Here is a 22,304-nt window from a genome sequence, read left to right on the forward strand (position 1 = left end):
ACTAGAAGCTAACGCCAACGCTTAAAGCGGCAAAATCCCGATCCTTGAGAGTATTGTATTTTCCGTCGAAGAAATTGGTGTAGCTGATGCTGGCTGTGTACCGGTTGGCATAATCAGCGTTCAAACCGAGGCTTACCGACTTCGCGTCCTCGATAAAGTTGGGACCATAGCCAGAAACGTCGTGCGACCAGGCAATATTCGGCGACAGATTCACGCCGGCGAACACGTTGCTGTAATCGAGGCCAGCTCGAATTCGATAACCCCAGGATGTGCGGGTCACATAGCCCTCGTCATCACACCAACGCTCGGCATTATCAAGCTGATGCGCCAGACAGAGGCCACCCGTTAGCGGGCTGATCGGGCTTTGCCCGAACAACGGGTCCCGGCCATAGCGAGTGCTGCCATCCTTACCGCTTTCAAGTCCGCCGATATAGTTCACGCCCACTTCGCCAAGCAGCGCCAGGCGGCTCGCACCCAGCACGCGATCGATGAAATGAATCGCCGATACCTGTGCCTGCCACAACTCCTTGCGACGATATCCGTTGATTTCGTCTTCCGGCGCCAGGCCAACGTTCTCGCTGTTGAATACCGGGCTGATCGCACCGTAGTCAAAGCCGCCGAGAATCGCGCCGGGCAGTGCGGTCAGGCTAAGGTCAGACGTATTGATCTGCAGGTTGTAGTTCGGCCGGTAGCTTACTTCGCCCGCCACCGTGGCCCCGGCAATGCTGGTCTGGAAGCTCACGCCGTACAGACGTATATCTTCAGGATATTCAAGGAAATAACCGCCTGCGCCCCGTGCACCGTCTATGCCCGGCACGCCAGGCGCAACAGTGTCATAGCCACGCACAACCGAGAAAGAAGGCGTGCGACTGTGGTAGTTCATGGCGTACACACCAAACTCGGTATCGTTCAGTGCCGGAACGAACCAGCGCATCGCGACGCCGTATTGCCCGCTGTCGCTGGCTTCCCGGTCCTTGTCATAGCGCGGGTTATACATCGCCAGCCCGGCGGGGCCACCCGTGCGCAAAAGCGGATCGCCGTGGGGCAAATCCAACCCTGCTACTACCAACCGATCGTTACAACCTTTGGCCAGGGTATCGCTGGTGGAGAAGAAGGTGCCGCAGTTATCAACCACGCTCGGTGCCCACTTCAGCTGATAAAAAGCTTCTGCGGTCAGGTTGGCGGTCAGTCCCTGTGAGATATACAGCATCTCCACCGGAATCAAACCTTCCTTGATCTCAGCACCCGGCCGGCGGAACGCGGACACGTCAATCGGGTTGATGGTATTGATGGAATTGCCGATAAACAGACTCTCGCCCCAGCTGACTACTTGCCGTCCGAGACGCACGTTGCCGGGATTGGTGCCGATCGAATAGTTGTGATAAACGAACGCGTCCAGCAACTCGACACCGGAGCCCTTTTGCAAAGGGTTTCTGCCAGAGTCACTGATATCGTAGAAGTTCTGGTGCCCGTCCTTGGTTTCAAAGTCGTACCAATACTTGCCGCGGAAAAAAGCGCCCGTGTTGCCTGCACGTAGTTCGAGGTCGTGCGAGCCTTTGAAGATCTTGGAGAAGGCATCGCCTTTTTCGTAATTCAGCCGCCCGTCATCGGTGGTTCGTGCCGACGCACGGCCGCCGTTGTCAGGGTGAATGAAGTCCTGTTCCGGATCCTCGGTCGCCCAGCTTGCACCGATAGAAAGTTCTGAGTCGAATTGCCCTTCAATTCCACCAAGCGTGAACGTCGCGGCGAAGGACATAGGGGAAAGCGCGAGACCGATCGCGAGCGGGAGCGCGGCGAGAGGCCGTGGAGCCAATGAAATTGCCATTATTTTTATCCTTGTCTTGAGCAACAACCGAGCCCGTTCTTCGACGGGGTGCGCTGAGACTAGCAAAATAATGAACGGACATTCATTGCATGGTTCACAAATAAAAAAGGGGAGCACGAGGCTCCCCTTCAATCACCCAGATGAAGCTAAAGCTTAGCGAACACCCGAGGAGCGCAGCGCTGCAGGGGTGAACTCACGGTACGACGGAGAGTAACCGAAGCTGGGCGCGGAGCTCTCTTCGTTATACATCCCCAGCGCGATGTAGCGGCCTGCGAGCAGGTCGTACAACGTCTCGATACCAAAGCCCGGCAGCTGCTCGTTGTACGAGTGGCTCACGTGACCTTCACCCACACGCCACAGGGTACCGCGGCTGTCGTAGTGGTCAGCCAACGCCAACAGCCAGGAGTCTTCGTCGAAGAAGAAGTTACGCTTGGCATAAATATGGCGCTGGCCCTGTTTGACGGTTCCCTCGACTTCCCACACGCGGTGCAGCTCGAAACGAGTGTGCTCCGGGTTGATGTGGCCAGCCTGCAGGATATCGTCGTACTTAACACGCGGATCGGAGATCTTGTAGGCGTTATAAGGAACGTAGACTTCCTTCTTGCCAATCAGCTTCCAGTCGTACCGGTCAGGCGCGCCACTGAACATGGAGAAGTTATCAGTCGTACGCATGCCGTCGGAGGCAGTACCCGGACCGTCGTACGCAACCTGCGGGGCACGGCGAACACGGCGCTGACCAGCGTTGTAAACCCACGCCATGCGCGGCTCTTTCAACTGATCGAGTGTGTCGTGAACCAGCAATACGTTACCTGCCAGTCGCGACGGAGCGTTAACGCGCTGCTTGAAGTAAACCAGCACGTTGGCGGCGTCTTCAAGATCAACGTCAGGCATGTATTGCGGGTAGGCAACGTCTTCCTGGAACTTGATCAGCGTATAGGAACCGTTAGTTTGCGGCATGGCCTGTGCGTATTCACGCTGCACGTTCTTGCGGTAACGGGTCAGATAGTTCCACACCACCTCGGCGCCGACCTTTGGAACCGGGAAGGCGAAACTGCCGTGGGTGAAGTTTTCAATACCATCACCGTTGTTGACCAGCCGTGCCTTACCAGCGTTTTCCTTGACCTGGTCGTAGACTTCCTGCGGATAACCGACGCTACGATGGGTCTGATAAACCGGCATCTGATACGTATCAGGATAGCGCTCGAACATAGCGATCTGACCAGGTGTCAGTTTGTCGCGGTGTTCCTGATAGTTCTGCGCGGTAATAACAAACTCAGGCTGCTCGTTTTCGTAGGGGTTCTCCCAGAAGTTACGCTCAAGTTTCCTGCCGGCATCAGTCGGCAGACCACCGGTCCACTCGGGAATAGTGCCGGAGGCATTACCGGCCTTCTCGGCACCGACCGGAGTCAGTTCGTTGCCGAGCTTGTTGATTTCGGCTTGAGTAACACTTTGGGCCATAACGCTGGTAGCCAACAGGCTGAGAGCCAGACCGCCAGCACCGATAAGAGTTGTTGCTATACGCATATTATTATATCTCCTGATCCGTTACTTAGAAGCTTACGCCGAAGCTGACAGCTGCGAAGTCGCGGTCGACCAAGGTGTTGTATTTGCCATCAAAGAAGTTGGTGTAGCTCAAGCTGGCGTTGTACTTGTTCGCATAATCTGCGTTCAAGCCGATGCTGACGGACTTGGCGTTCTCGACGAAGTTCGGGCTGTAACCCTCAACGTCATGCGAGAAAGCTACGTTCGGGCTGAGGTTGATGCCGGCGATAACGTTGCTGTAATCCAGGGAAGCGCGCAGGCGGTAGCCCCAGGAAAAGTCGGTGTAGAAGCCGTCGTTTTCGCACCAGCTATTGCTGTAAGAGTTGGCTGGATCCTGCGAAGTACAGGTGCCATCAGGTGATGGGCTTTGACCGAACAGCGAATCACGACCATATTTTGTTTCGCCGTTACCGCTGCCAATACCGCTGATATAGTTGGCGCCCACCTCACCTATCAGAGCAAGACGACTGGCCCCCATCACCCGGTCAATGAAGTGCACCGCACTCATGGACGCCTGCCAGAACTCTTTACGCTCATAACCCTGCAGATAATCACCGGCGACAACATTGCCTGCTAACCCGCGATAGGTATTATCGTAAGAGACATCAGGGAGGCCGGTTAAGCTAGCTGCACCAGCAGCCAACAGGGCTGTACGACTCGTGTCACTGGTATTGATTTGCACTGGCATGTTCGGGCGGTAACTCAACTCACCGGCAACAGATACCCCCCCGATATCAGTACCAAAGCTAATACCGTACAGGCGAATGTCCTCTGGATGCTCGAAGAAGTAACCAGCGGCACCCATGCCACCATCATAGCCCTCAATCATACCGGCTGCCGCAGCTTCCATTAGAGGTCCCGCGTAGGCGGGAACCGCTGCGGCAAGCTGAGCGTTACCTAGAAAGCTACCAGCTTCGTTAGAGACAAGCGGAGTACGGCTATGATAGTTCATGGCATAGAAGCCGAACTCAGTATCATTCAGCGCAGGCGCGAACCAACGGAATGCAACACCAAACTGACCGCTGTCGCTAGCGTCCTGATCTTTCTTGGACCTTGCAATATAGTGCCCCTCAGGAGTAGCACCAGGTACATAGTCTGGTCCACCTGGCATTACCACCAGTCGGTCATTACATCCGCGTCCCACTACGTCTGCCGTCGAGAAAAAGGTACCGCAGTTATCTGCAATGGTGCCGTGCCACTTCAGCTGATAAAACGCTTCCATGCTCAGGTTATCGGTGAGACCTTGGGACAAATAAAGCATCTCAACCGGCATCAAACCTTCTTTGAGTTCGGCACCTGGACGACGGAACGCAGAAGCGTCAACCGGGTTGATGGAGTTGATGCCGTTCTGGATGAAGACACCCTCACCCCAGCTGACTACCTGGCGGCCCACACGGACGTTACCGGGGTTATTGCCGATGGAGTAGTTGTGATAGACGAAGGCATCCAAAAGCTGGACACCCGAACCTTTCTGCAGGGGATGGCGGCCAGAGTCATCGATGTCATAGAAACGCTGGCTACCGTCTTTGGTTTCAAAGTCATACCAGTAGTTACCACGAATGAAGGCACCAGAATCGCCATAGCGCAGTTCGAGGTCGTGGGAGCCCTTGAAAATTTTGGAGAAAACGTCGCCTTTCTTATAGTTCAGGCGACCGTCGTCGGAAGTACGAGCCGTAGCATAGCCCTGACCAAAGTCCGTATTGGCCGGATCACCATAGTAAAGACGGTCATCGCGTCCTGCTGTCGACATGCTCGCCCCAATCGACATCTGCGAATCAAACTGCGCATCGACCGGACCGATATTGAAACTGACTGCATTGGCAGAACCTGCGAAACTGGCCAGACCGATGGCCAATGGCAAGGCCGCAAGGGGCCATGCTTTGATTTTTTTTGTCATTGTGCTGCTCCGTTTGGGTGACATGAACCTGTGTATCCTTTGACACGTTCAGGACAGTGGCAGTCTGTCATGAGCCTGACGGAAAAGACTTGCCCGCAAAGGCCAATTTAGTTGACCGAAACGGTCATTCATGCAATGAATTCGTCTCATCAGTGCGATATTGAGGCTTGCGTCGCACCGTCACTCTGGAGTAGATAGAGACACGGCGTTAGCTGAACGATGGATTAGGTTGCAATGGCGAAGGCCGCCAGCGGCTCACTTAATTCAAGCGCCTGGGATAGGCGTTTCGTGACTGACCGTTCTGGGCATCAGTAGGTTCGGTGACCGCACAAACCAGCCGGGAGTGACGCCAAGCAGGCAACAATGTGTAGACGTTTGACGATAAAACGCGGCGGCTATAGGCTGAGCCGATGATACAGAAATGATTTCTGTTTTTAGAACGACAAGGATGACAGATGCCGGAAGTGCTCATGAACTATAACGCTCGGGTGCGCGAACGCCCGTTGTGGGCGTCAGTGATAGCTCAGGCCTTGCATCATTACGGCACATCGCTGCAGCAGACCAGCCCAGCCTACAAGCTGATGGAGGAACACCGTGACGCGTCCAGGCTCATGGATCAGGATGCATGCTCCCTTATATGGGATGAAGCAGCCCGGCTGACCGAGGACGATCTGTTCGGCATGCGTCTGTATCGCATGTTCTGCCCCACCTCTTTCAATGCTATCGCCCTGGTGGCCCAGGCAAGTCCCACCATCGGCACGGCACTTCACAATATCTCGCGGTTCCTACCCGTGGTGACCACGCAGGTTGCGGTCGAGTTACTTCCGACCGAAGACTACACCGAAGTTATGGTGCACCCGGTCGGCGAGCCGCATACCCAGCATCTGGAAAGCTTGATGGGTTTTCTGGCCCGGCTGTTCAGGATGCTGGATCTGGATAACGAGGAGCTGGTGCGATCAATCCAGCTTGGTCGCATGCCGGAAGAATTGTCCGAATGCGCCAGGTTGCTGGGCTGCTCTGAAATAACCGTGGGCGATGACTACCGATTCAGACTGGCCGGGCACTTGTTTGACAGCCCTCTGGCAAGTGCCGATGCCTTCCTGCTGTCGAGGTTCACCGACGCCATGCAGGACCTGTTGGCAAGCCTGCCAAGTGACGACCTGGTCGAACAGGTCAAGCGTCGCATACAGCAGTTGCTCGGCTCCGGCGATGTATCGGCTGAACGCATCGCTGCGCCGATGAATATCAGTTCACGGCACCTGCGGCGCAAATTGAGTCAGGCAGGGACATCCTACGAGCAACTGGTTGATGAGGTCAGGCGGGATGCAGCGGTACGCATGATCACCGGCGGTGAGCTATCCCTGACCAGCATTGCCTATGAGCTGGGCTTCCTCGACCCAAGCAGTTTTACTCGGGCCTTCCGCCGCTGGACCGATATGAGCCCAACCGCTTTCCGACGCCAGGTCGTTGAAGCCGAGTAATGACGGATCCGCCGCTAACTGTGCGGCGCGGGAGCTCACGGTGGTAGAACCGGGAGTGTAATGCGCCTTGCGCTACGCCAAAGCCCCGTATCACTCGGCCCTTTTGATAAACAACAACGTCATGCGATCGCTCTCACCGATCGCCATGTAGTGCGCTCGGTTGTCATAACCCAGGCGCAGCGTCGGCGGCAGGGTCCATACACCTTCGGGGTAGTCCTTGGTGTCTTGCGGATTCTGATTGACCGGGCTGCGCGAGGCCAACTCAAAGCCCGCCTCGGTCGCCAACTCGATAACCAGCGCTTCGCTGACATACCCGGTCTCGATCATTTCTTCGAGGGAAGTCCCGGGGCGGGCACTGTGCTCGACCAACCCGAGGTACCCGCCCGGCTTCAACACTTCATACATTTTGTTGAACACAATCTGGGCCTCTTCCTTGCCGGCGGCTATCCAGTTGTGCACGTTGCGAAAGGTCAATACCCGGTCGGCTATACCCGGCTCGGCAATGGGGTTGGCCGGATCATAGTCCAGTACCGCCAACTCGACCTTGTCGAACTGTCCGCGACCTTGCTCGAGTCTTTTTTCGAATTCCGCACGGCTTTTCCGGAAAAACTCCACCGAGCTTTCAGGATCGAAATGCGCAGCGATCAACCTACCTTCCTCATGCAACATGGGAGCGAGTATTTCGGTATACCAGCCCTCCCCTGGCCAGATTTCCACGACAGTGTGATCTGGCATCACCGAGAAAAAACCCAGTGTGGCTTCCGGGTTACGGTAGGCGTCGCGCATGACATTTGATATCCGCCGAGTCGGATTGCCGACTGCCTGGCGAACGGCGTCACGCTGTTCGAAGGACAACTCCGGTGGCGGGGGCGCCATGGCCTTTTCCTGGGCAAAACCCAGACCCGAGAAGAGTAAGGCCGCAGCGGCTATAGCGATTTTCGACATGGTTGCATTCCAGCTCGGTGCTTTCAAAAGGTTCCAGCCTAACAGGTAGGCGATGACAATTCCTATGCCGACCGCGGGCCGTGTGGCCTGCCGAGCCCGGGCATGCTTAAGCAGACCGGCGATCAGGATGTTGGTTCGTATCAACCGATTCACCACTCTTGCCGCCACCGCACCGCTTCAAGATCCGACATTCAGACGCGTCCTTCCAACTGAAGCCGCTCTCTATGAAGCCCACTCGTCGCGATGGTGCTGGTTAGCCCTCCGTCACTTCAAGCCGCATTTTTCCGAATAATAGTAGGCCTTCGTTATCAAAGCTGCTTATGCAGCTCCATTCCATCCGTAGGACATAGTTCACGCCCGGATTAACTGACTATAAGGTCACTCCACACGCCGTCTGGTACAGCGCCTTCTCTACTTCAAGCAAGGATCAAACATGTTCGAACTCAGCCCCCGCGTAAAGGATCTCAAGCAACAGCTCGAAGCCTTCATGGACGAGCACATCTATCCCAACGAAGCCCTTTTCTACAAGCAAGTAGAAGAAAACCGCTGGGGCGCGCCGGCCATCCAGGAAGAGCTCAAGGCTAAAGCCAAGAGCCAGGGTCTGTGGAACCTGTTCCTGCCTGAAAGCGAGCGCGGTGCGGGCCTGACCAACGAAGAGTACGGCCACCTGTGCGAGATCATGGGCCGCTCCTCCATCGCTCCTGAAGTGTTCAACTGCAACGCGCCGGACACCGGCAACATGGAGACCATCGAGCGCTACGGTAATGAAGAGCAGAAAGAAAAATGGCTCAAGCCGCTTCTGGCAGGCGAGATCCGCTCCTGCTTCTCCATGACCGAACCTGATGTTGCCTCCTCTGACGCCACCAACATCGAGTGCGAAATTCGCCGCGAAGGCGACGAGTATGTGATCAATGGCACCAAGTGGTGGTCCTCCGGAGCTATGTCGGAGAACTGCAAGATCGCCATCGTCATGGGCAAGACTGACTTCAATGCTCCCAAGCACCTGCAGCAGAGCATGATTCTGGTTCCGCTGGACACCCCCGGCGTAACCATCGTGCGTGACCTGCACGTATTCGGTTACGACCATGCGCCGCACGGTCATGCGGAAATCCGTTACGAGAACGTTCGCGTACCCGTCTCCAACATCCTGTTGGGTGAAGGGCGTGGCTTCGAAATCGCCCAGGGTCGCCTTGGGCCGGGTCGTATCCACCACTGCATGCGCAGCATCGGCATTGCGGAACGCGCTCTGGAAGCCATGTGCCGCCGCGCCAACGAACGTGTAGCTTTCGGCAAGCCGCTGGCTCAGCACGGTAGCACCGCTGAAAACATCGCCCGCTCGCGTTGCGAAATTGACCAGGCTCGCCTGCTTACCCTGATGGCCGCACGCAGCATGGACCAGTTCGGCAACAAGGTTGCCCGTCAGCAGATCGCGATGATCAAGGCTGTCGCACCGACCATGGCATGCAACGTGATCGACCGCGCGATTCAGGTTTTCGGCGCCAAGGGCGTATGTCAGGACACCTTCCTGGCCTCCGCTTACGCCAAGGCCCGCACGCTGCGCCTGGCTGATGGTCCGGATGAAGTTCACCTGGGCACCATCGCCAAGCTGGAACTGAAGCGTTACCAGTAAGCTCTCCCAGGCAGCGCCAGTGGGTTTTCCCTGGCGCTGCTCCTCTTACTGATGCTCCGTTTTCGAGGAAGATTCATGAGTAAATTATTTGATCTGACCGGCAAAGTGGCGGTCATCACTGGCTCGACCAAAGGCATCGGCAAGGCCATCGCAGAAGAATATGCAAAAGCCGGCGCCAAGGTGGTCATTTCCAGCCGCAAGGCAGACGCCTGCGAGAAGGTTGCCAACGAACTGAAAGAGCAAGGCTTCGATGCCTTGCCAATCGCTTGCCATGTTGGCGATAAGGCTCAGCTGCAGAACCTGGTCGACAAGACACTGGAGACCTGGGGCAAGATCGACATTCTGGTCTGCAACGCCGCTACCAACCCCGTGTATGGACCTACCCACAACGTCAGCGACGAAGCCTTCGACAAGATCATGGGCACCAACGTCAAGGGTACTTTCTGGCTGTGCAATATGGTTATCCCGCAGATGGTCGAACTGGGCGGCGGCTCCATCGTGCTGCTGTCGAGCATCGCCGGCATCCGTGCCAGCGCCAATATCGGCGTATACGGCATGTCCAAAGCGGCCGAAGCCGGCCTCGCACGTAACCTGTCGCTGGAGTGGGGCCCGAAGAACATTCGCGTCAACTCCATCGCACCTGGTCTGATTCGTACCGATTTCGCCCAGGCGTTGCTGGACGATCCGGACCGCCTCAAGCGCGTCGAAGAGAAGCTCCCGCTACGCCGCGTTGGCGAGCCGGTCGATATCGCCGGCGTTGCCCTCTTCCTCGGCTCGGCCGCTGGAGCATACGTTACCGGCCAGACTATCGTGGCCGATGGTGGCGATACCATTACCTGATGGCCGACGATTCACCGCTCAGCTGAACCGCGCCAGGCACTGCCTGGCGTGTTACGTTAACGCACGGAAAATTGAGACAGGACCTGCTAAATGAGCGAAGCAACCCTGATTGACGTACTACCCGCGCATCGCATCGATGAAGCGAAGCTGGCGGCTTATCTGAAAGACAAACTGCCCGATGTGGACAAAGGCCTGCAGCTTCAGCAATTCCAGGGCGGCCAATCCAACCCGACCTACCTCCTGACCATTGGCGAGAAGCGCTACGTTCTGCGCAAGAAGCCACCGGGCAAACTATTGCCCTCCGCGCACATGGTCGAGCGTGAATTCCAGGTGATCAATGCCCTGGGCCAGACTGACGTCCCGGTCCCCGCTGCCCGCCTGCTATGTGAAGACCCCGAGGTTATCGGCACCGCGTTCTACGTCATGGACCATGTGGACGGCCGGGTGTACTCGCAGCCGCTGCTGCAGGATGTCGCCATCGAGCAGCGCATGCCGATTCACAGGTCGATGATCCAGACCATGGCTCAGCTGCACAACGTAGACTGGAAAGCCGTTGGACTGGAAACCTACGGCAAGGCCGAAGGCTATGTACCGCGCCAGATCAAGCGCTGGAGCGGCCAGTTTGAAGCCAGCCGCACCGGCGATATGCCGTCCATGGACGCGCTGATGGCCTGGCTGCCGGAAAACGCACCAAAGGATGACCACACCACCATCGCCCATGGCGACTTCCGCATGGGCAACCTGATCCTGCATCCGACCGAGCCGAAGGTCGTGGCCATCCTGGATTGGGAGCTGGCGACGCTGGGTCACCCGCTGTCCGATCTCGCCTACTGCTGCCTGCCCTATCACCAGCCCGCCAGCGCCGAAGGCATGCGTGGCATGCAGGGGCTGGATCTCAAGGCGCGCAATATTCCCGAAGAGCAGCAGGTGCTGGACTGGTACTGCGAGTTCACCGGCCGCACTGAAGTGCCGGACTGGAACTTCTTCCTGGCCTTCTCACTGTTCCGTCTCGCTGCCATTGTCCAGGGCGTGTACCACCGCGCGCTGCAGGGTAACGCGAGCAACGCCGATGCGCTGGAAGTCGGCAAGCGCGCCGGCCTGCTGGCCGACATTGGCTGGGAAATCGCCCAGCGCAAGTAAACCAGCCTGCCGGGGGCGTAGCGCGCTTGCGCTACGCCAGGTGTTGGGGTGTGGCGCGCCTGCGCTGCACCGGATGTCGATTAGAACAATGAGCGAACACAGCCATGAGCAAACCAATCAAGCGCGTCCTGCTGACCAACGATGACGGTTGGCGCGGACCCGGCATGTCCATCATGGAAGAAATCGCCAGAGAAATTGCCGAAGAAGTGTGGATCATCGCTCCGGATCTGGACCAGAGCGGCGTGTCCATGTCGATCACGCTGCATTCGCCGCTGCGCGTGCACCACATGGGCGAGAATCGCCTGAGCATCAGCGGTACGCCCAGTGACTGCGTACTGCTGGCCGTGGGCGAGCTGATGCCGGAAATGCCCGACCTGGTGCTCTCCGGCGTCAATGCCGGCGCCAATATCAGCGATTCGGTGGCCTATTCGGGCACCATTGGTGGCGCACTGACCGCGACGCTGATGGGAATACCCTCCATTGCCCTGTCGCAGGCTTATCACAAAGGCAGCGAAATCCAATGGGATACGGCGCGCAAGTTCGGTCCCGGCATCGTGCGTGCGCTTCTGGAGAAGGGCTGGCCGACCGATTCCGCCATGAATGTGAACTTCCCTGCCTGCACCCCTGAACAGGTCACCGGTGTCGCCACCTGCCGCGCCCGCGCGGGCAGCATCGGCGGTATCAATATCGAATGCCGGCGCGACACCCGCGATGTGCCCTACTTCTGGCTCGGCTTCCAGCGCCAGACCGAGCGCATTACCGGTATGGATAGCGACGTCGGTGCGTTGCGCGCCGGGCGTATCGCTATTTCGCCGCTGCGTTTCGAGCGGGATATCGCCAGCTGGCAGATAGATAACGACGCCGTTGCCCGAAATCTCGGGATCGATCCGCAGGCGGGACGCGAGCTCGGCATTGACCCAAGCATCGACCACTGAAGCGTTCCCCCTTCTGAAATCTTGCCCTTACTACAGGAGTCACCATGCAACGCTACAACAATAAGATTGCCTTGATCACCGGAGCCGGAAGCGGCATCGGCCGTGCCACCGCCAAGCGTCTGGCCAGCGAAGGCGCCAGCCTCATGCTGGTCGACCGCAATGAAGAGGGACTGCAGCAGACTCTTGCCGAACTGCCCGAGGGCACCCAGGTCGAGACACGCGCTCTTGATGTATCAGTCGAGGCGGAGGTCGAGCAATGCGTTGCTGACACGCTGGCCAGATACGGTCGCATCGACGTGCTCTGCAACAACGCCGGCATCGCCGGTGGCGACTACAGCATTGCGCCCGACCAGAGCCTTGAAACCTGGCAGAAGATCATCGCCGTGAATCTATATGGCGTGATGCTCTTCACCAAATATGTAAGCCGCCAGATGCAGGAGCAGAACGGCGGAGCCATCGTCAACACGGCCTCTGTTGCGGGGATTCGCTCCGGCGCGGGTGGCAATGCCTACAGCGCCTCCAAGGCAGGTGTCATCAACTTCACCATGACCAGCGCCTGCGATCTGGGACAGTGGAACATCCGCGTCAATGCGGTGTGCCCGGGTCTTGTTGAGACAGGGATGACCGCACCGGTGTTTGACTACGCACGCGCCAACAACAAGGAAGCCAAGCTGGGTGCACGCTGTGAGCTGCGCCGCTATGGCCGGCCGGATGAAATCGCCTCTGCAATCGCTTTCCTTGCCAGTGACGATGCCAGTTATGTGACGGGTCAGGCACTGGCCGTGGATGGCGGAAATACTGCATCGCTCAATCTGCCGGGGATGAAGGTCTGATTTTGCGGTTAGCAAGGCGTTCCGCCTGTGGGTTTGGCGCTAACGAGAATCTGGCGTAGCGCAGGCGCGCTACACCCCCAGGGTGGCGCAGCGGGTGAGGTTCTCCTGGGGTTGGTGTGCGGCTCGGGCCGCGTTCGGACGCGCCGACAAGGTGGACCGCATTTGGGCGTGCCAGCAGCGTCGGTTTCGGGGTGCGGTGTTATCGCATGGCTTCGGCGTAGCGCAGGCGCGCTACACCCCCGGGTTGGCGCAGCGGGTGGGGTTCTCCTGGGGTTGGCGTGCGCCGGCGCGCCGACAAGTTGAGCCGCATTTGAGCGTACCAACAGCGTCGGTTTCGGGGTGCGCTGCTATCGCATGGCTTCGGCGTAGCGCGGGTGCGCTACACCCCCAGGGGCGCACACAGGAAATGTGCGTAGGCGTTACCCCGACCAGGTGCCTTGAATTGCCTGCCTTTAGGGTCGAATATCAACTCAGCATTCCATTTCAGGATCTGGTCATGGTTATTCGTCCTTTATCCATTCAATACACCACCGGTCGCTGTGAGTTCGGCAGTTTGCTCTATGGCGTTTGCGAGAGTGGCATCTGCGCAATTTTGCTCGGGGATGACGCGCAAATGCTCGTTGACGATCTGCAGCGACGCTTTCCCGCGAGCGAAATTGAACAGCAGGACGCCGCTCTGAAATCAGAATTGGCCGCCCTTCTGGCTTACGTCGACAATCCGGGACAGTCGGCCCCCGCTTTGCCGCGACCTTTAGCGCCCTTCGGCACCCGTTTCCAACAACAGGTATGGGACGTACTCAGCGAAGTCGCCGCGGGCCAGACAATCACCTACAGCGAGCTCGCACGGCGTTGCGGCAAGCCCACAGCAATGCGGGCAGTCGCCGGTGCCTGCGCGGCTAATCCGTTGGCAATTGTGGTCCCCTGCCATCGCGTGTTGCGCAGTGATGGCGGCATATCAGGGTATCGCTGGGGGGTTGAACGCAAGCGCAGCCTGATCGAGCTTGAGAAGCGCCTCGCTGCAGAGGTCTGACATGGCTGGCACGCTCGATCTGTTTGAACATGAACCCGGCCCGCCTGAACCCATTGCCGAAGGTGCATATTTACTGCGCGGCTTCGCAACCGATATATCCACGCAGCTACTGAACGACCTACAACATATTGCTGAGGCCGCGCCCTTTCGTCATCAGGTCACACCCGGTGGCTACAGCATGTCCGTCGCCATGACCAGTTGCGGCGAGCTCGGCTGGGTGACAGACAAGCGTGGTTACCGCTACAGCCCTGTCGACCCGCAAAGCAATCAGCCGTGGCCAGCGCTGCCGGAGTCGTTCGAACAATTAGCAATCGATGCAGCGGCGACCGCAGGCTACCCCCAGTTCAGCGCGCAGAGCTGTCTGATAAACCGTTACGAAACAGGCGCACGCATGGCGCTGCATCAGGACAAGGACGAGCAGGACCTGACCGCACCTATTGTTTCGGTGTCATTGGGCGCGCCGATCAGCTTTCTTTTTGGTGGCCCGACCCGTTCGCACCAGCCGGCACGCGTGAAAATCGAGCATGGGGACGTGCTGGTCTGGGGTGGTCCGAGCCGACTGTTTTTTCATGGCGTAGCGCCACTGGGAAAACGCGCAGATCATCCGTTGACCGGACCGGTTCGATACAACCTGACATTCAGAAAAGTTCTCTGAATAGTCTGGCTGAAAGTATGGAAGGAATCTCGAAAGCGCCGACGCTGCGTATCTACGCAGCGCCGACAGTCAAGCTACCGTTAGAAGCATTCTCCCGGCATATCCAGCGTAGTGCGGTCTGCGCTGCGTAATACCTCAGCCAGCGACAAGGTTTTAGGCAACTCATAACGCAGGAAGTACTCGCACGTGTTCAGCTTGCCCTGATAAAACGCCTGCGGGCGCTCACCGCCCTGCTTCAGGCCACGTAGTGCAGCCTGGGCCTGACGCAACCACATCCAACCAACTACCACGTGACCAAACGCCTCCAGATACAGGTAGGCATTGGCCAGCGCGCGGTCCGGATCGTCCTTGCGCAGCGCGCGCAGAATAGTGGTGATCTCTTCCAGCGTGGTCAGGGCTTCATCCAGTAGCGTGCAGGATGACTGCAGCTCTGATTCGCCCTGGCATTCGCTGATGGTTGCGCGCATGCGCGAGACCAGCGCCTGGTAGTACTTGCCGTCCTGCATGTTGACCTTGCGGCCAAGCAGATCCTGACCCTGGATACCGTGAGCACCTTCATGAATCGGATTCAGGCGGTTGTCACGGTAAAACTGCTCAACCGGGTATTCACGTGTGTAGCCATAGCCGCCATGAACCTGAATCGCCAGACTGTTGGCTTCCAGGCAGAACTGCGACGGCCAGGACTTGACGATAGGCGTGAGCAGATCCAGCAGACCGGCGGCCTCTTCGCGCTTGGCGGCGTCTTCGGCGTGCTTTTTCTCGTCAACCAGCGTCGAGGCGAACAGGCACAGCGACAACCCACCTTCTACGAAGGCTTTTTGCGCAAGCAGCATGCGGCGTATATCCGCGTGCTCGATCAGCGGGATCATCGGGCTTTCCGGATCACGCTCCTTGAGCGGGCGGCCCTGGCGACGCTCACGGGCGTATTCCAGCGCATGCAAGTAACCGGTATAACCCAGCATGACGGAACCCAGGCCAACGCCGATGCGTGCCTCGTTCATCATATGGAACATCTGCGCCAGCCCCTGGTGTGGCTCGCCCACCAGATAACCCACCGCCCCGTCCTTCTCGCCGAAGTTGAGCATGGTGGATGTAGTGCCGCGATACCCCATCTTGTGGATCAGACCCGCCAGATGCACGTCGTTGCGCTCACCTAAGCTACCGTCCTCGTTGACCAGAATCTTCGGCACGATGAATAGCGAGATGCCTTTCACGCCGGGCGGCGCATCGGGCAGCTTCGCCAGCACCAGGTGCACGATGTTTTCGCTCAGCTCATGGTCGCCGGCGGAAATGAAAATCTTGTTGCCGGTGATCCGGTAGCTGCCGTCTTCGGCGGGTATGGCGCGGGTCTTGATGTCCGCCAAAGACGAACCGGCCTGCGGCTCGGTCAGACACATGGTGCCGAAGAAGCGGCCTGCCATCATCGGCTCGGCGAAGCGGCGCTTATACTCGTCGCTGCCGTGAGCCATGATCAGGTTGCTGGCGGCGATGGTCAGGCCGGCATAAGCCTGGGTGCTGACGTTCGCGCCCTTGATCAGGCCGATGCACATCTGTGCGACCGCTGCGGGCAACTGCATACCGCCGCGCTCGTAATCTTGCGATGCGGCCATCAGACCGGTTTCGCGCAATACTTCCAGCGCTTCGGCAACCTCGGGGCGGATGACAACCTTGCCGTTTTCAAAACGCGGCTCGTCGGCATCACACAGGTGGTTATGGGGCGCGAAGGTTTCTGCACCCACTTTCAGGGCCAGCTCGATGGCGGCATCGAAGGTGTCGCGGCTGTGATCGGTATAGCGGGGATACTGGGTCAGACGTTCGATATCCAGCAGCTCGTAGAGCAGGAAGGACAGATCGTCGGTGTTGATGATCTTCTGGGACACGATAAATTCCTCCGGAATCTGAGCTCAAGCTTCAAGCGGCAAGCCAACCCCTATAAAACAAAACCCGAGCACGGCCCGGGTTTCGCTTACAGCTTGCCGCTTAACGCTTGCCGCTGCTGTTAGATAACCTCGAACAGACCAGCTGCGCCCTGGCCGCCACCGATACACATGGTGACTACCACAAACTTGGCGCCGCGACGCTTGCCTTCGATCAGCGCGTGGCCAGTCAGACGCGAACCGGTTACACCATAGGGGTGGCCGATAGCGATGGAACCGCCGTTGACGTTCAGGTTTTCCATCGGGATGCCCAGTTTGTCGCGGCAGTAAACAACCTGTGAAGCGAAGGCTTCGTTCAGTTCCCACAGACCGATGTCGTCCATGGTCAGGCCATTGCGCTTGAGCAGCTGGGGAATGGCGTAAACCGGTCCAATACCCATTTCGTCAGGCTCGCAACCTGCAACGCTGAAGCCGCGGAAGATACCCATCGGCTCGATGTTCTGCTGCTCGGCAGTCGTACCGTTCATGACGACGCATACGGACGCACCGTCGGACAGCTGGCTGGCGTTGCCGGCAGTAACGAAATGCTCAGGGCCACGAACCGGCTGCAGGCCTGCGAGGCCTTCCAGTGTAGTGTTCGGACGGTTGCACTCGTCCTGAGTCAGGTTGACCTGCTTCTCGCTGACTTCACCGGTTTCCTTGTCCTTGACCAGCATGGTGGTCTGGTAAGGAACGATCTCGTCGTCGAACTTGCCGCTTTCCTGACCGGCAGCGGTGCGCTGCTGGCTGATCAGCGAGTACTCGTCCTGGGATTCACGGCTCACGTTGTAGCGAGCAGCAACGATGTCGGCGGTTTCGATCATGGACAGATACAGCTCAGGCTTGTTCTGCTTGATCCACTCGTTAACGCCTTTGTACATGTTCAGCTTGTCGTTCTGGCACAGGCTGATCGATTCCACACCACCGGCAACAATTGCAGGGATCTTCTCGCTGACGACACGCTGAGCAGCGATGGCGATGGACTGCAGACCGGAGCTGCAGAAACGGTTGATCGACATACCGGCGGTGGTCACCGGCAGACCGCCGCGGATAGCGGCCAGACGCGCCATGTTCTTGCCCTGTGCGCCTTCATGGAAAGTCGCACCGAGAATGACGTCTTCAACGATGGACGGATCGATACCGGCGCGCTTGACTGCGTGCTCGATGACGTAACCGGCCATGTCGACACTGTGAGTGTTGTTCAGTGCGCCGCGGTAGGACTTGCCCAGCGCGGTGCGGGCCGTGGATACGATAACTGCGTCAGTCATGGTGTAGCTCCTGTTAGATAAAAGATGCCGGGACAATCACAGCGGCAACAACTACCGGATCAACCCGGCTGCCCTGTCTCTCACCCCAGCTGGCGAGTGTTTCCCTGGCCTCGCGATAGGGCTTCAGCCCCATGCCGGCGATGGTATGAAAGATCGCGAAGGACAGACCCATCAACACGCTCATCTGAATGTCGTTGACTGACAGATCGCGGCGGATGGGTAGGCCAGCAACAGAATCAAAACGGTAAATCACGCGCGGCCACTTGAAGCATACAAGCTATTGTTATGAGGCACGTTGCGCTCCCGCACAGGGTGAAAAAGGTCCAATCAGGAGACTATCAGGTTCGCACTGCGGAAGTCGATTCCGAAATATTTGCATTAATAGAGCCGATGCGTACCCATTAGCGATAGCTATGGAAGCTGAAAGACAGGCCATAACCTGACCATAACGCGCGGTCTGATATCCGACTGCCCGCTCCGCCCGTCTCGATTGAAGGAAGCGTTGGAATTTTTTCCACAGCAATGCCTCCAACGACATAGAGCTCAACAAGCGACGAACATGCCTGGTGTACGATCACTGGGCATTCGTTGAATCCACCCGAGAGCGAACGGAGATATTCATGGTTGCGTCCCACGATCTCTATCAGGACTTACAAGTAAGCAGAGAAGACATTCAGAAACGCCGGGAGCAGGATAGCAAGCTCGATCAGTTGCTGGATGAATACAACGACCTGGATAACCAGGTGCTTGCCGGAGAGTCCATCTCCGCTGGTAATGCCGAAGATGATGCGGTTCAGGAACTCAAGGAAAGGCGGCGCGCAGTCAAGGACCGAATTGCCCATCACCTGCAAGGCGGCCAAGGGTAGCCGAAACCACATCCGCGCTGGTTTCGCGACGTAACTGATCGAACAGCCCGCGGGCTTCAGGAAACTGTTGCGTCAGCATGGCCAGCCACTGTTTGAAGCGTCCCGGCGCATGCCGTGGCGCCACCCGTTCCCGGGTCTGGCGGAAGAAATCCGCGAACCATGGCTGTAAAGAGTGCCAGCTCATGCAGGCGATGTCCTTTCCAGCTAATTGTTGGCGGATTTGGGCCGCCAGATCCGGGCACACCACCAGACCGCGACCGATCATCACGGCGTCGCAGCCGCTGATGTCGCGGATCCTCTGGTAATCTTCCGGGCTCCAGACATCACCGTTAGCCACCACCGGTACATCCACGGTCTCCCGGATGCGTGCCAGCCATTCCCAATGGGCTGGCGGCTTGTAGCCATCAACCTTGGTCCGGGCATGCACCGCAATTTCCGCCGCCCCCGAGTCTGCCAGTGCCTGAGCGCAGTCAAGCGCCAGACTTGTATCGCTGTAACCCAGGCGCATCTTGGCGGTGACCGGTATGCCGGCAGGCACAGCAGCACGTACTGCGGTAACAATCCTGGCCAGCACTTCGGGATCGCGTAACAACCCTGCCCCGCCACCGTGACGATTGACTGTCTTGGCTGGGCAACCGAAATTCAGGTCGACCGCCGGGGCGCCCATATCCGCCAGCATCGCCGCGTTGAATCCCAGCCAATGGGGGTCGGAACCGAGCAATTGCGGATGCACGGGTACGCCTGCCCGCGTAGCCCAGCCGCTCAGGGCTTCGGGCACGATGCGCAGAATGGTTCCTTTGTTGAGCGGCCCCTCGGTCACACGGATAAATTCGCTGACGCAACGATCAATACCGCCGATGCGTGTGAGAATGTCGCGCATGGGGGCATCGACCAGCCCTTCCATGGGCGCGAGGATGATCATATCGCTCAAGCGTGAATGCCCCGCTCCGCCAGCACATCCAACAGCCCTTGCTCATCCAGCACCTTCACACCAAGTTGCTGCGCCTTGGCCAGCTTGCTACCCGCCCCCGGGCCGGCGACGACGCAATGGGTCTTGGCTGAGACGCTGCCTGCCACCTTGGCGCCAAGGCTTTCCAGATGATCCTTGGCCACATCACGCGAGAAGGTCTCCAGCGTGCCGGTCAATACCCAGGTCTGGCCGGCCAATGGCAAGTTATCGACGCTGGCCTTCGGGCTTTCCCAATGCATGCCGAAATCGCGGAGTTGCTGTTCGATCTCGAGCATCCTTGCGCGATTAGATTCGTCTTTAAAATAACTCAGCAAGCTATTGATTGCCTTGTCATTCATACGATCGACCCGCTTAAGCTCCAGCCAATCGGCCCGAACGATCTCTTCCAGGTTGTTGAAGCTTTTCGCCAGCCGCTCCGAACCGGTGCGGGCTATATAGGGAATTTCCAGACGCGCGATGAACTCGGCAAGACTGACATGCGCCGCGTATTCAGGGGAAATATCACCTTCATCCTGTATTTTCACCCCGCGCTCGCGAAGCTGCTCGAGCACCTTGAGGTTATGCTCGTCGGTGAAGAAGGAATGGATTTCGTGGGCAACCTCATTACCGATATCCGGTAGATAAATCAGCACCTCCGGTAGCGCTCGACGAATCCGGTCGAGACTACCCAGCGCGCGCGCCAGAAGCTTGGCAGTTTCCTCCCCCACATCAGGAATGCCCAATGCGTAAACGAAGCGGGCCAGACCCGGTCGCTTACTGTCATTGATGGCAGTCAGCAGGTTAGTGGTCGATATCTCGGCGAAGCCCTCTAATGCGATGACCTGCTCGTAGGTGAGTGCGTAGAGGTCAGCCGGTGATGCCACATGACCAGCGTCGACCAGTTGCTCGATGATCTTCTCGCCCAGCCCGTCGATGTCCATTGCCCGGCGCGAGACAAAATGGATGATCGCCTGCTTCAGCTGCGCCTGACAGATCATACGCCCCACGCAGCGATACACCGACCCTTCGGTATAGGTCTCGCGGCCGCGACTACGCTTGACCAGCTGGGTGCGCTCCACAGCCGAACCACACACCGGACAGCTTTCCGGCACCGCGATGGGCTGGGCATCTGTCGGGCGGCGGTCGCTGACCACCTGCATGACCTGCGGAATCACATCCCCGGCGCGGCGAATGATCACCGTATCGCCAATCATCACACCCAGCCGGGCGACTTCATCCATATTGTGCAGGGTGGCGTTGGACACGGTAACGCCTGCCACCTGCACCGGCTTGAGGCGGGCCACAGGGGTGATGGCGCCGGTACGGCCAACCTGAAACTCCACCGCCAGCACCTCGGTCAGTTCTTCACTGGCCGGAAACTTGTGCGCTATCGCCCAGCGCGGCTGGCGCGCGCGAAAGCCCAGCTCACGCTGATAGCCCAGATCATTGACCTTGAACACCACGCCGTCGATCTCGTAGCTGAGGTCGTTTCGGCGCGAACCGATGTCATGATAGTAATCAAGACAGGCCTGAATGCCGCTGGCGAGCTTCAGTTCAGGGCTGATCGCCAGCCCCCATGATTTTACCGCTTCGAGGATACCGGTCTGGGTACGCGGCAGCTCGCCCTCAAACCGGCCAACACCGTAGCAGCAGAATTCCAGCGGCCGCCGGGCGGTGATGCTCGAATCGAGCTGGCGTAGCGAACCCGCGGCGGCGTTGCGGGGGTTGGCAAAGGTCTTTGAACCTTCATTGCGGGCGCGTTCGTTCAAGGCTTCAAAACCCGCCTTGCTCATGTAGACTTCGCCGCGCACCTCCAGCACTCTTGGCCAGTTGTCGCCGCGCAGCTTGAGCGGGATGTTGCGTATGGTTCGCACGTTGGTGGTTATGTCCTCACCCTTGCTCCCGTCGCCCCGGGTGGCCCCACGGACCAGATAACCCTCCTCGTACAGCAGACTGACCGCCAGGCCATCGAGCTTGGGCTCACAGCAATATTCGATCTGCGCTCCGAACAGATCGTCCGACGGCATATCCAGGCCGCGCCGCACGCTGCGATCGAAATCCAGCATGTCACCTTCCTCGAAGGCGTTGCCCAGGCTGAGCATGGGCACTTCGTGCTGGACAGTGCCAAACGCCTCGGAAGGCGCCCCGCCGACGCGCTGGGTCGGCGAGTCGGGCAGAATCAATTCCGGATTGGCCTCCTCCAACGCTTTGAGCTCGTTGAACAGGCGATCGTATTCCGCGTCCGGAATGGAAGGCTCGTCGAGCACGTAATAGCGATGGTTATGCTCGTTGATCTGCTCACGCAGTTGTTGCGCGCGCAGCGCCGGATCAGGAGTTACGGTCATGGCTGGTCAAATCATCGGAGGCGGAACAAGCGGAGATTGTAGCAAGGAACCGGATGGAGACGGCAGTCTTGGGGCGTGGGTAAGAAGTACGGCCTAAGTTCACAGCACTTCTGAGGTCGCTATGGCGGCGACGATTCAGCACCCCGATCACTCGCAACCCGCAGGAGGCAGGCCAGCCGATGCAGAACTGGCTTAAATACCGGGGGC

18 protein-coding genes are annotated in these 22,304 nt (G+C 58.4%); 9 read left to right on the forward strand and 9 right to left on the reverse strand.

Going from position 1 to position 22,304, the window contains the following annotated elements; translation table 11 throughout:
- Position 1: 1 nt before the first annotated feature.
- The 3 genes from HG264_RS07120 to HG264_RS07130 all read right to left on the reverse strand — a co-directional run bounded on the left by HG264_RS07120 (position 2) and on the right by HG264_RS07130 (position 5,264).
- Positions 2-1,825 carry a DUF1302 domain-containing protein gene (locus tag HG264_RS07120; protein ID WP_169407015.1) on the reverse strand — a complete coding sequence of 608 codons (1,824 nt, stop codon included), beginning with the start codon at positions 1,823-1,825 and terminating at the stop codon, positions 2-4.
- A gap of 153 nt (positions 1,826-1,978) precedes the next feature.
- Entirely contained in the window at positions 1,979-3,349 is a 1,371-nt protein-coding gene (locus HG264_RS07125; RefSeq protein ID WP_169407016.1) for a DUF1329 domain-containing protein, read from the reverse strand.
- 25 nt (positions 3,350-3,374) lie between these two features.
- The gene (locus HG264_RS07130) at positions 3,375-5,264 is read right to left on the reverse strand and encodes a DUF1302 domain-containing protein (RefSeq protein ID WP_169407017.1); all 1,890 of its coding nucleotides are present in this window, start codon (positions 5,262-5,264) and stop codon (positions 3,375-3,377) included.
- 470 nt (positions 5,265-5,734) lie between these two features.
- On the opposite strand from HG264_RS07130, the gene HG264_RS07135 reads away from it, so the two are divergent.
- Entirely contained in the window at positions 5,735-6,745 is a 1,011-nt protein-coding gene (locus tag HG264_RS07135) for an AraC family transcriptional regulator (RefSeq protein ID WP_169407018.1), read from the forward strand.
- A 90-nt stretch (positions 6,746-6,835) separates the two neighbouring features.
- Here HG264_RS07135 and HG264_RS07140 read toward each other — a convergent pair whose 3' ends face one another.
- Positions 6,836-7,690, reverse strand: coding sequence for a class I SAM-dependent methyltransferase (locus tag HG264_RS07140; protein WP_218573049.1), 855 nt, complete (start codon positions 7,688-7,690; stop codon positions 6,836-6,838).
- Between the two features lie 433 nt (positions 7,691-8,123).
- Here HG264_RS07140 and HG264_RS07145 point away from each other — a divergent pair, with 433 nt between their 5' ends.
- The 7 genes from HG264_RS07145 (at position 8,124) to alkB (ending at position 14,753) form a co-directional block, all read left to right on the forward strand.
- Complete coding sequence (locus tag HG264_RS07145; protein ID WP_169407019.1) at positions 8,124-9,320, forward strand: acyl-CoA dehydrogenase family protein; 1,197 nt, start codon at positions 8,124-8,126, stop codon at positions 9,318-9,320.
- A 75-nt stretch (positions 9,321-9,395) separates the two neighbouring features.
- Entirely contained in the window at positions 9,396-10,160 is a 765-nt protein-coding gene (locus tag HG264_RS07150; protein ID WP_169407020.1) for an SDR family NAD(P)-dependent oxidoreductase, read from the forward strand.
- 90 nt (positions 10,161-10,250) lie between these two features.
- A complete protein-coding gene (locus tag HG264_RS07155) occupies positions 10,251-11,300 on the forward strand; it encodes a phosphotransferase (RefSeq protein WP_169407021.1) in 1,050 nt (349 codons plus the stop codon).
- Positions 11,301-11,404: 104 nt separating this feature from the next.
- Positions 11,405-12,235, forward strand: coding sequence for a 5'/3'-nucleotidase SurE (surE, locus tag HG264_RS07160; RefSeq protein WP_169407022.1), 831 nt, complete (start codon positions 11,405-11,407; stop codon positions 12,233-12,235).
- A 44-nt stretch (positions 12,236-12,279) separates the two neighbouring features.
- Positions 12,280-13,068, forward strand: a complete 789-nt coding sequence (locus tag HG264_RS07165; protein WP_169407023.1) for an SDR family NAD(P)-dependent oxidoreductase — start codon at positions 12,280-12,282, stop codon at positions 13,066-13,068.
- Positions 13,069-13,564: 496 nt separating this feature from the next.
- Complete coding sequence (locus HG264_RS07170; protein ID WP_169407024.1) at positions 13,565-14,098, forward strand: methylated-DNA--[protein]-cysteine S-methyltransferase; 534 nt, start codon at positions 13,565-13,567, stop codon at positions 14,096-14,098.
- Position 14,099: 1 nt separating this feature from the next.
- Positions 14,100-14,753, forward strand: coding sequence for a DNA oxidative demethylase AlkB (gene alkB / locus HG264_RS07175; RefSeq protein ID WP_169407025.1), 654 nt, complete (start codon positions 14,100-14,102; stop codon positions 14,751-14,753).
- Positions 14,754-14,833: 80 nt separating this feature from the next.
- Here the strand turns inward: alkB and HG264_RS07180 are convergent, their stop codons facing one another.
- The 3 genes from HG264_RS07180 to HG264_RS07190 all read right to left on the reverse strand — a co-directional run bounded on the left by HG264_RS07180 (position 14,834) and on the right by HG264_RS07190 (position 18,190).
- A complete protein-coding gene (locus HG264_RS07180) occupies positions 14,834-16,633 on the reverse strand; it encodes an acyl-CoA dehydrogenase (RefSeq protein WP_169407026.1) in 1,800 nt (599 codons plus the stop codon).
- Between the two features lie 119 nt (positions 16,634-16,752).
- Positions 16,753-17,937: an acetyl-CoA C-acyltransferase gene (locus HG264_RS07185; RefSeq protein ID WP_169407027.1), complete on the reverse strand. Its 1,185-nt coding sequence runs from the start codon at positions 17,935-17,937 to the stop codon at positions 16,753-16,755.
- Between the two features lie 13 nt (positions 17,938-17,950).
- Positions 17,951-18,190: a hypothetical protein gene (locus HG264_RS07190; protein ID WP_169407028.1), complete on the reverse strand. Its 240-nt coding sequence runs from the start codon at positions 18,188-18,190 to the stop codon at positions 17,951-17,953.
- 367 nt (positions 18,191-18,557) lie between these two features.
- Between HG264_RS07190 and HG264_RS07195 the strand changes: the two genes are divergently transcribed.
- Positions 18,558-18,803 (forward strand): DUF465 domain-containing protein, encoded by a 246-nt coding sequence (locus tag HG264_RS07195; RefSeq protein WP_169407029.1) that lies wholly within the window; start codon positions 18,558-18,560, stop codon positions 18,801-18,803.
- On the opposite strand, the gene HG264_RS07200 is transcribed toward HG264_RS07195, so the two are convergent.
- Together HG264_RS07200 and ligA are read right to left on the reverse strand one after the other, a co-directional pair.
- Complete coding sequence (locus tag HG264_RS07200) at positions 18,760-19,725, reverse strand: tRNA-dihydrouridine synthase (RefSeq protein WP_169409044.1); 966 nt, start codon at positions 19,723-19,725, stop codon at positions 18,760-18,762. The genes HG264_RS07195 and HG264_RS07200 overlap by 44 nt on opposite strands.
- A 5-nt stretch (positions 19,726-19,730) precedes the next feature.
- A complete protein-coding gene (gene ligA / locus HG264_RS07205; RefSeq protein WP_169407030.1) occupies positions 19,731-22,097 on the reverse strand; it encodes an NAD-dependent DNA ligase LigA in 2,367 nt (788 codons plus the stop codon).
- Between the last annotated feature and the right edge of the window lie 207 nt (positions 22,098-22,304).

This window comes from Pseudomonas sp. gcc21 (genome assembly GCF_012844345.1).
Taxonomy (GTDB): domain Bacteria; phylum Pseudomonadota; class Gammaproteobacteria; order Pseudomonadales; family Pseudomonadaceae; genus Halopseudomonas.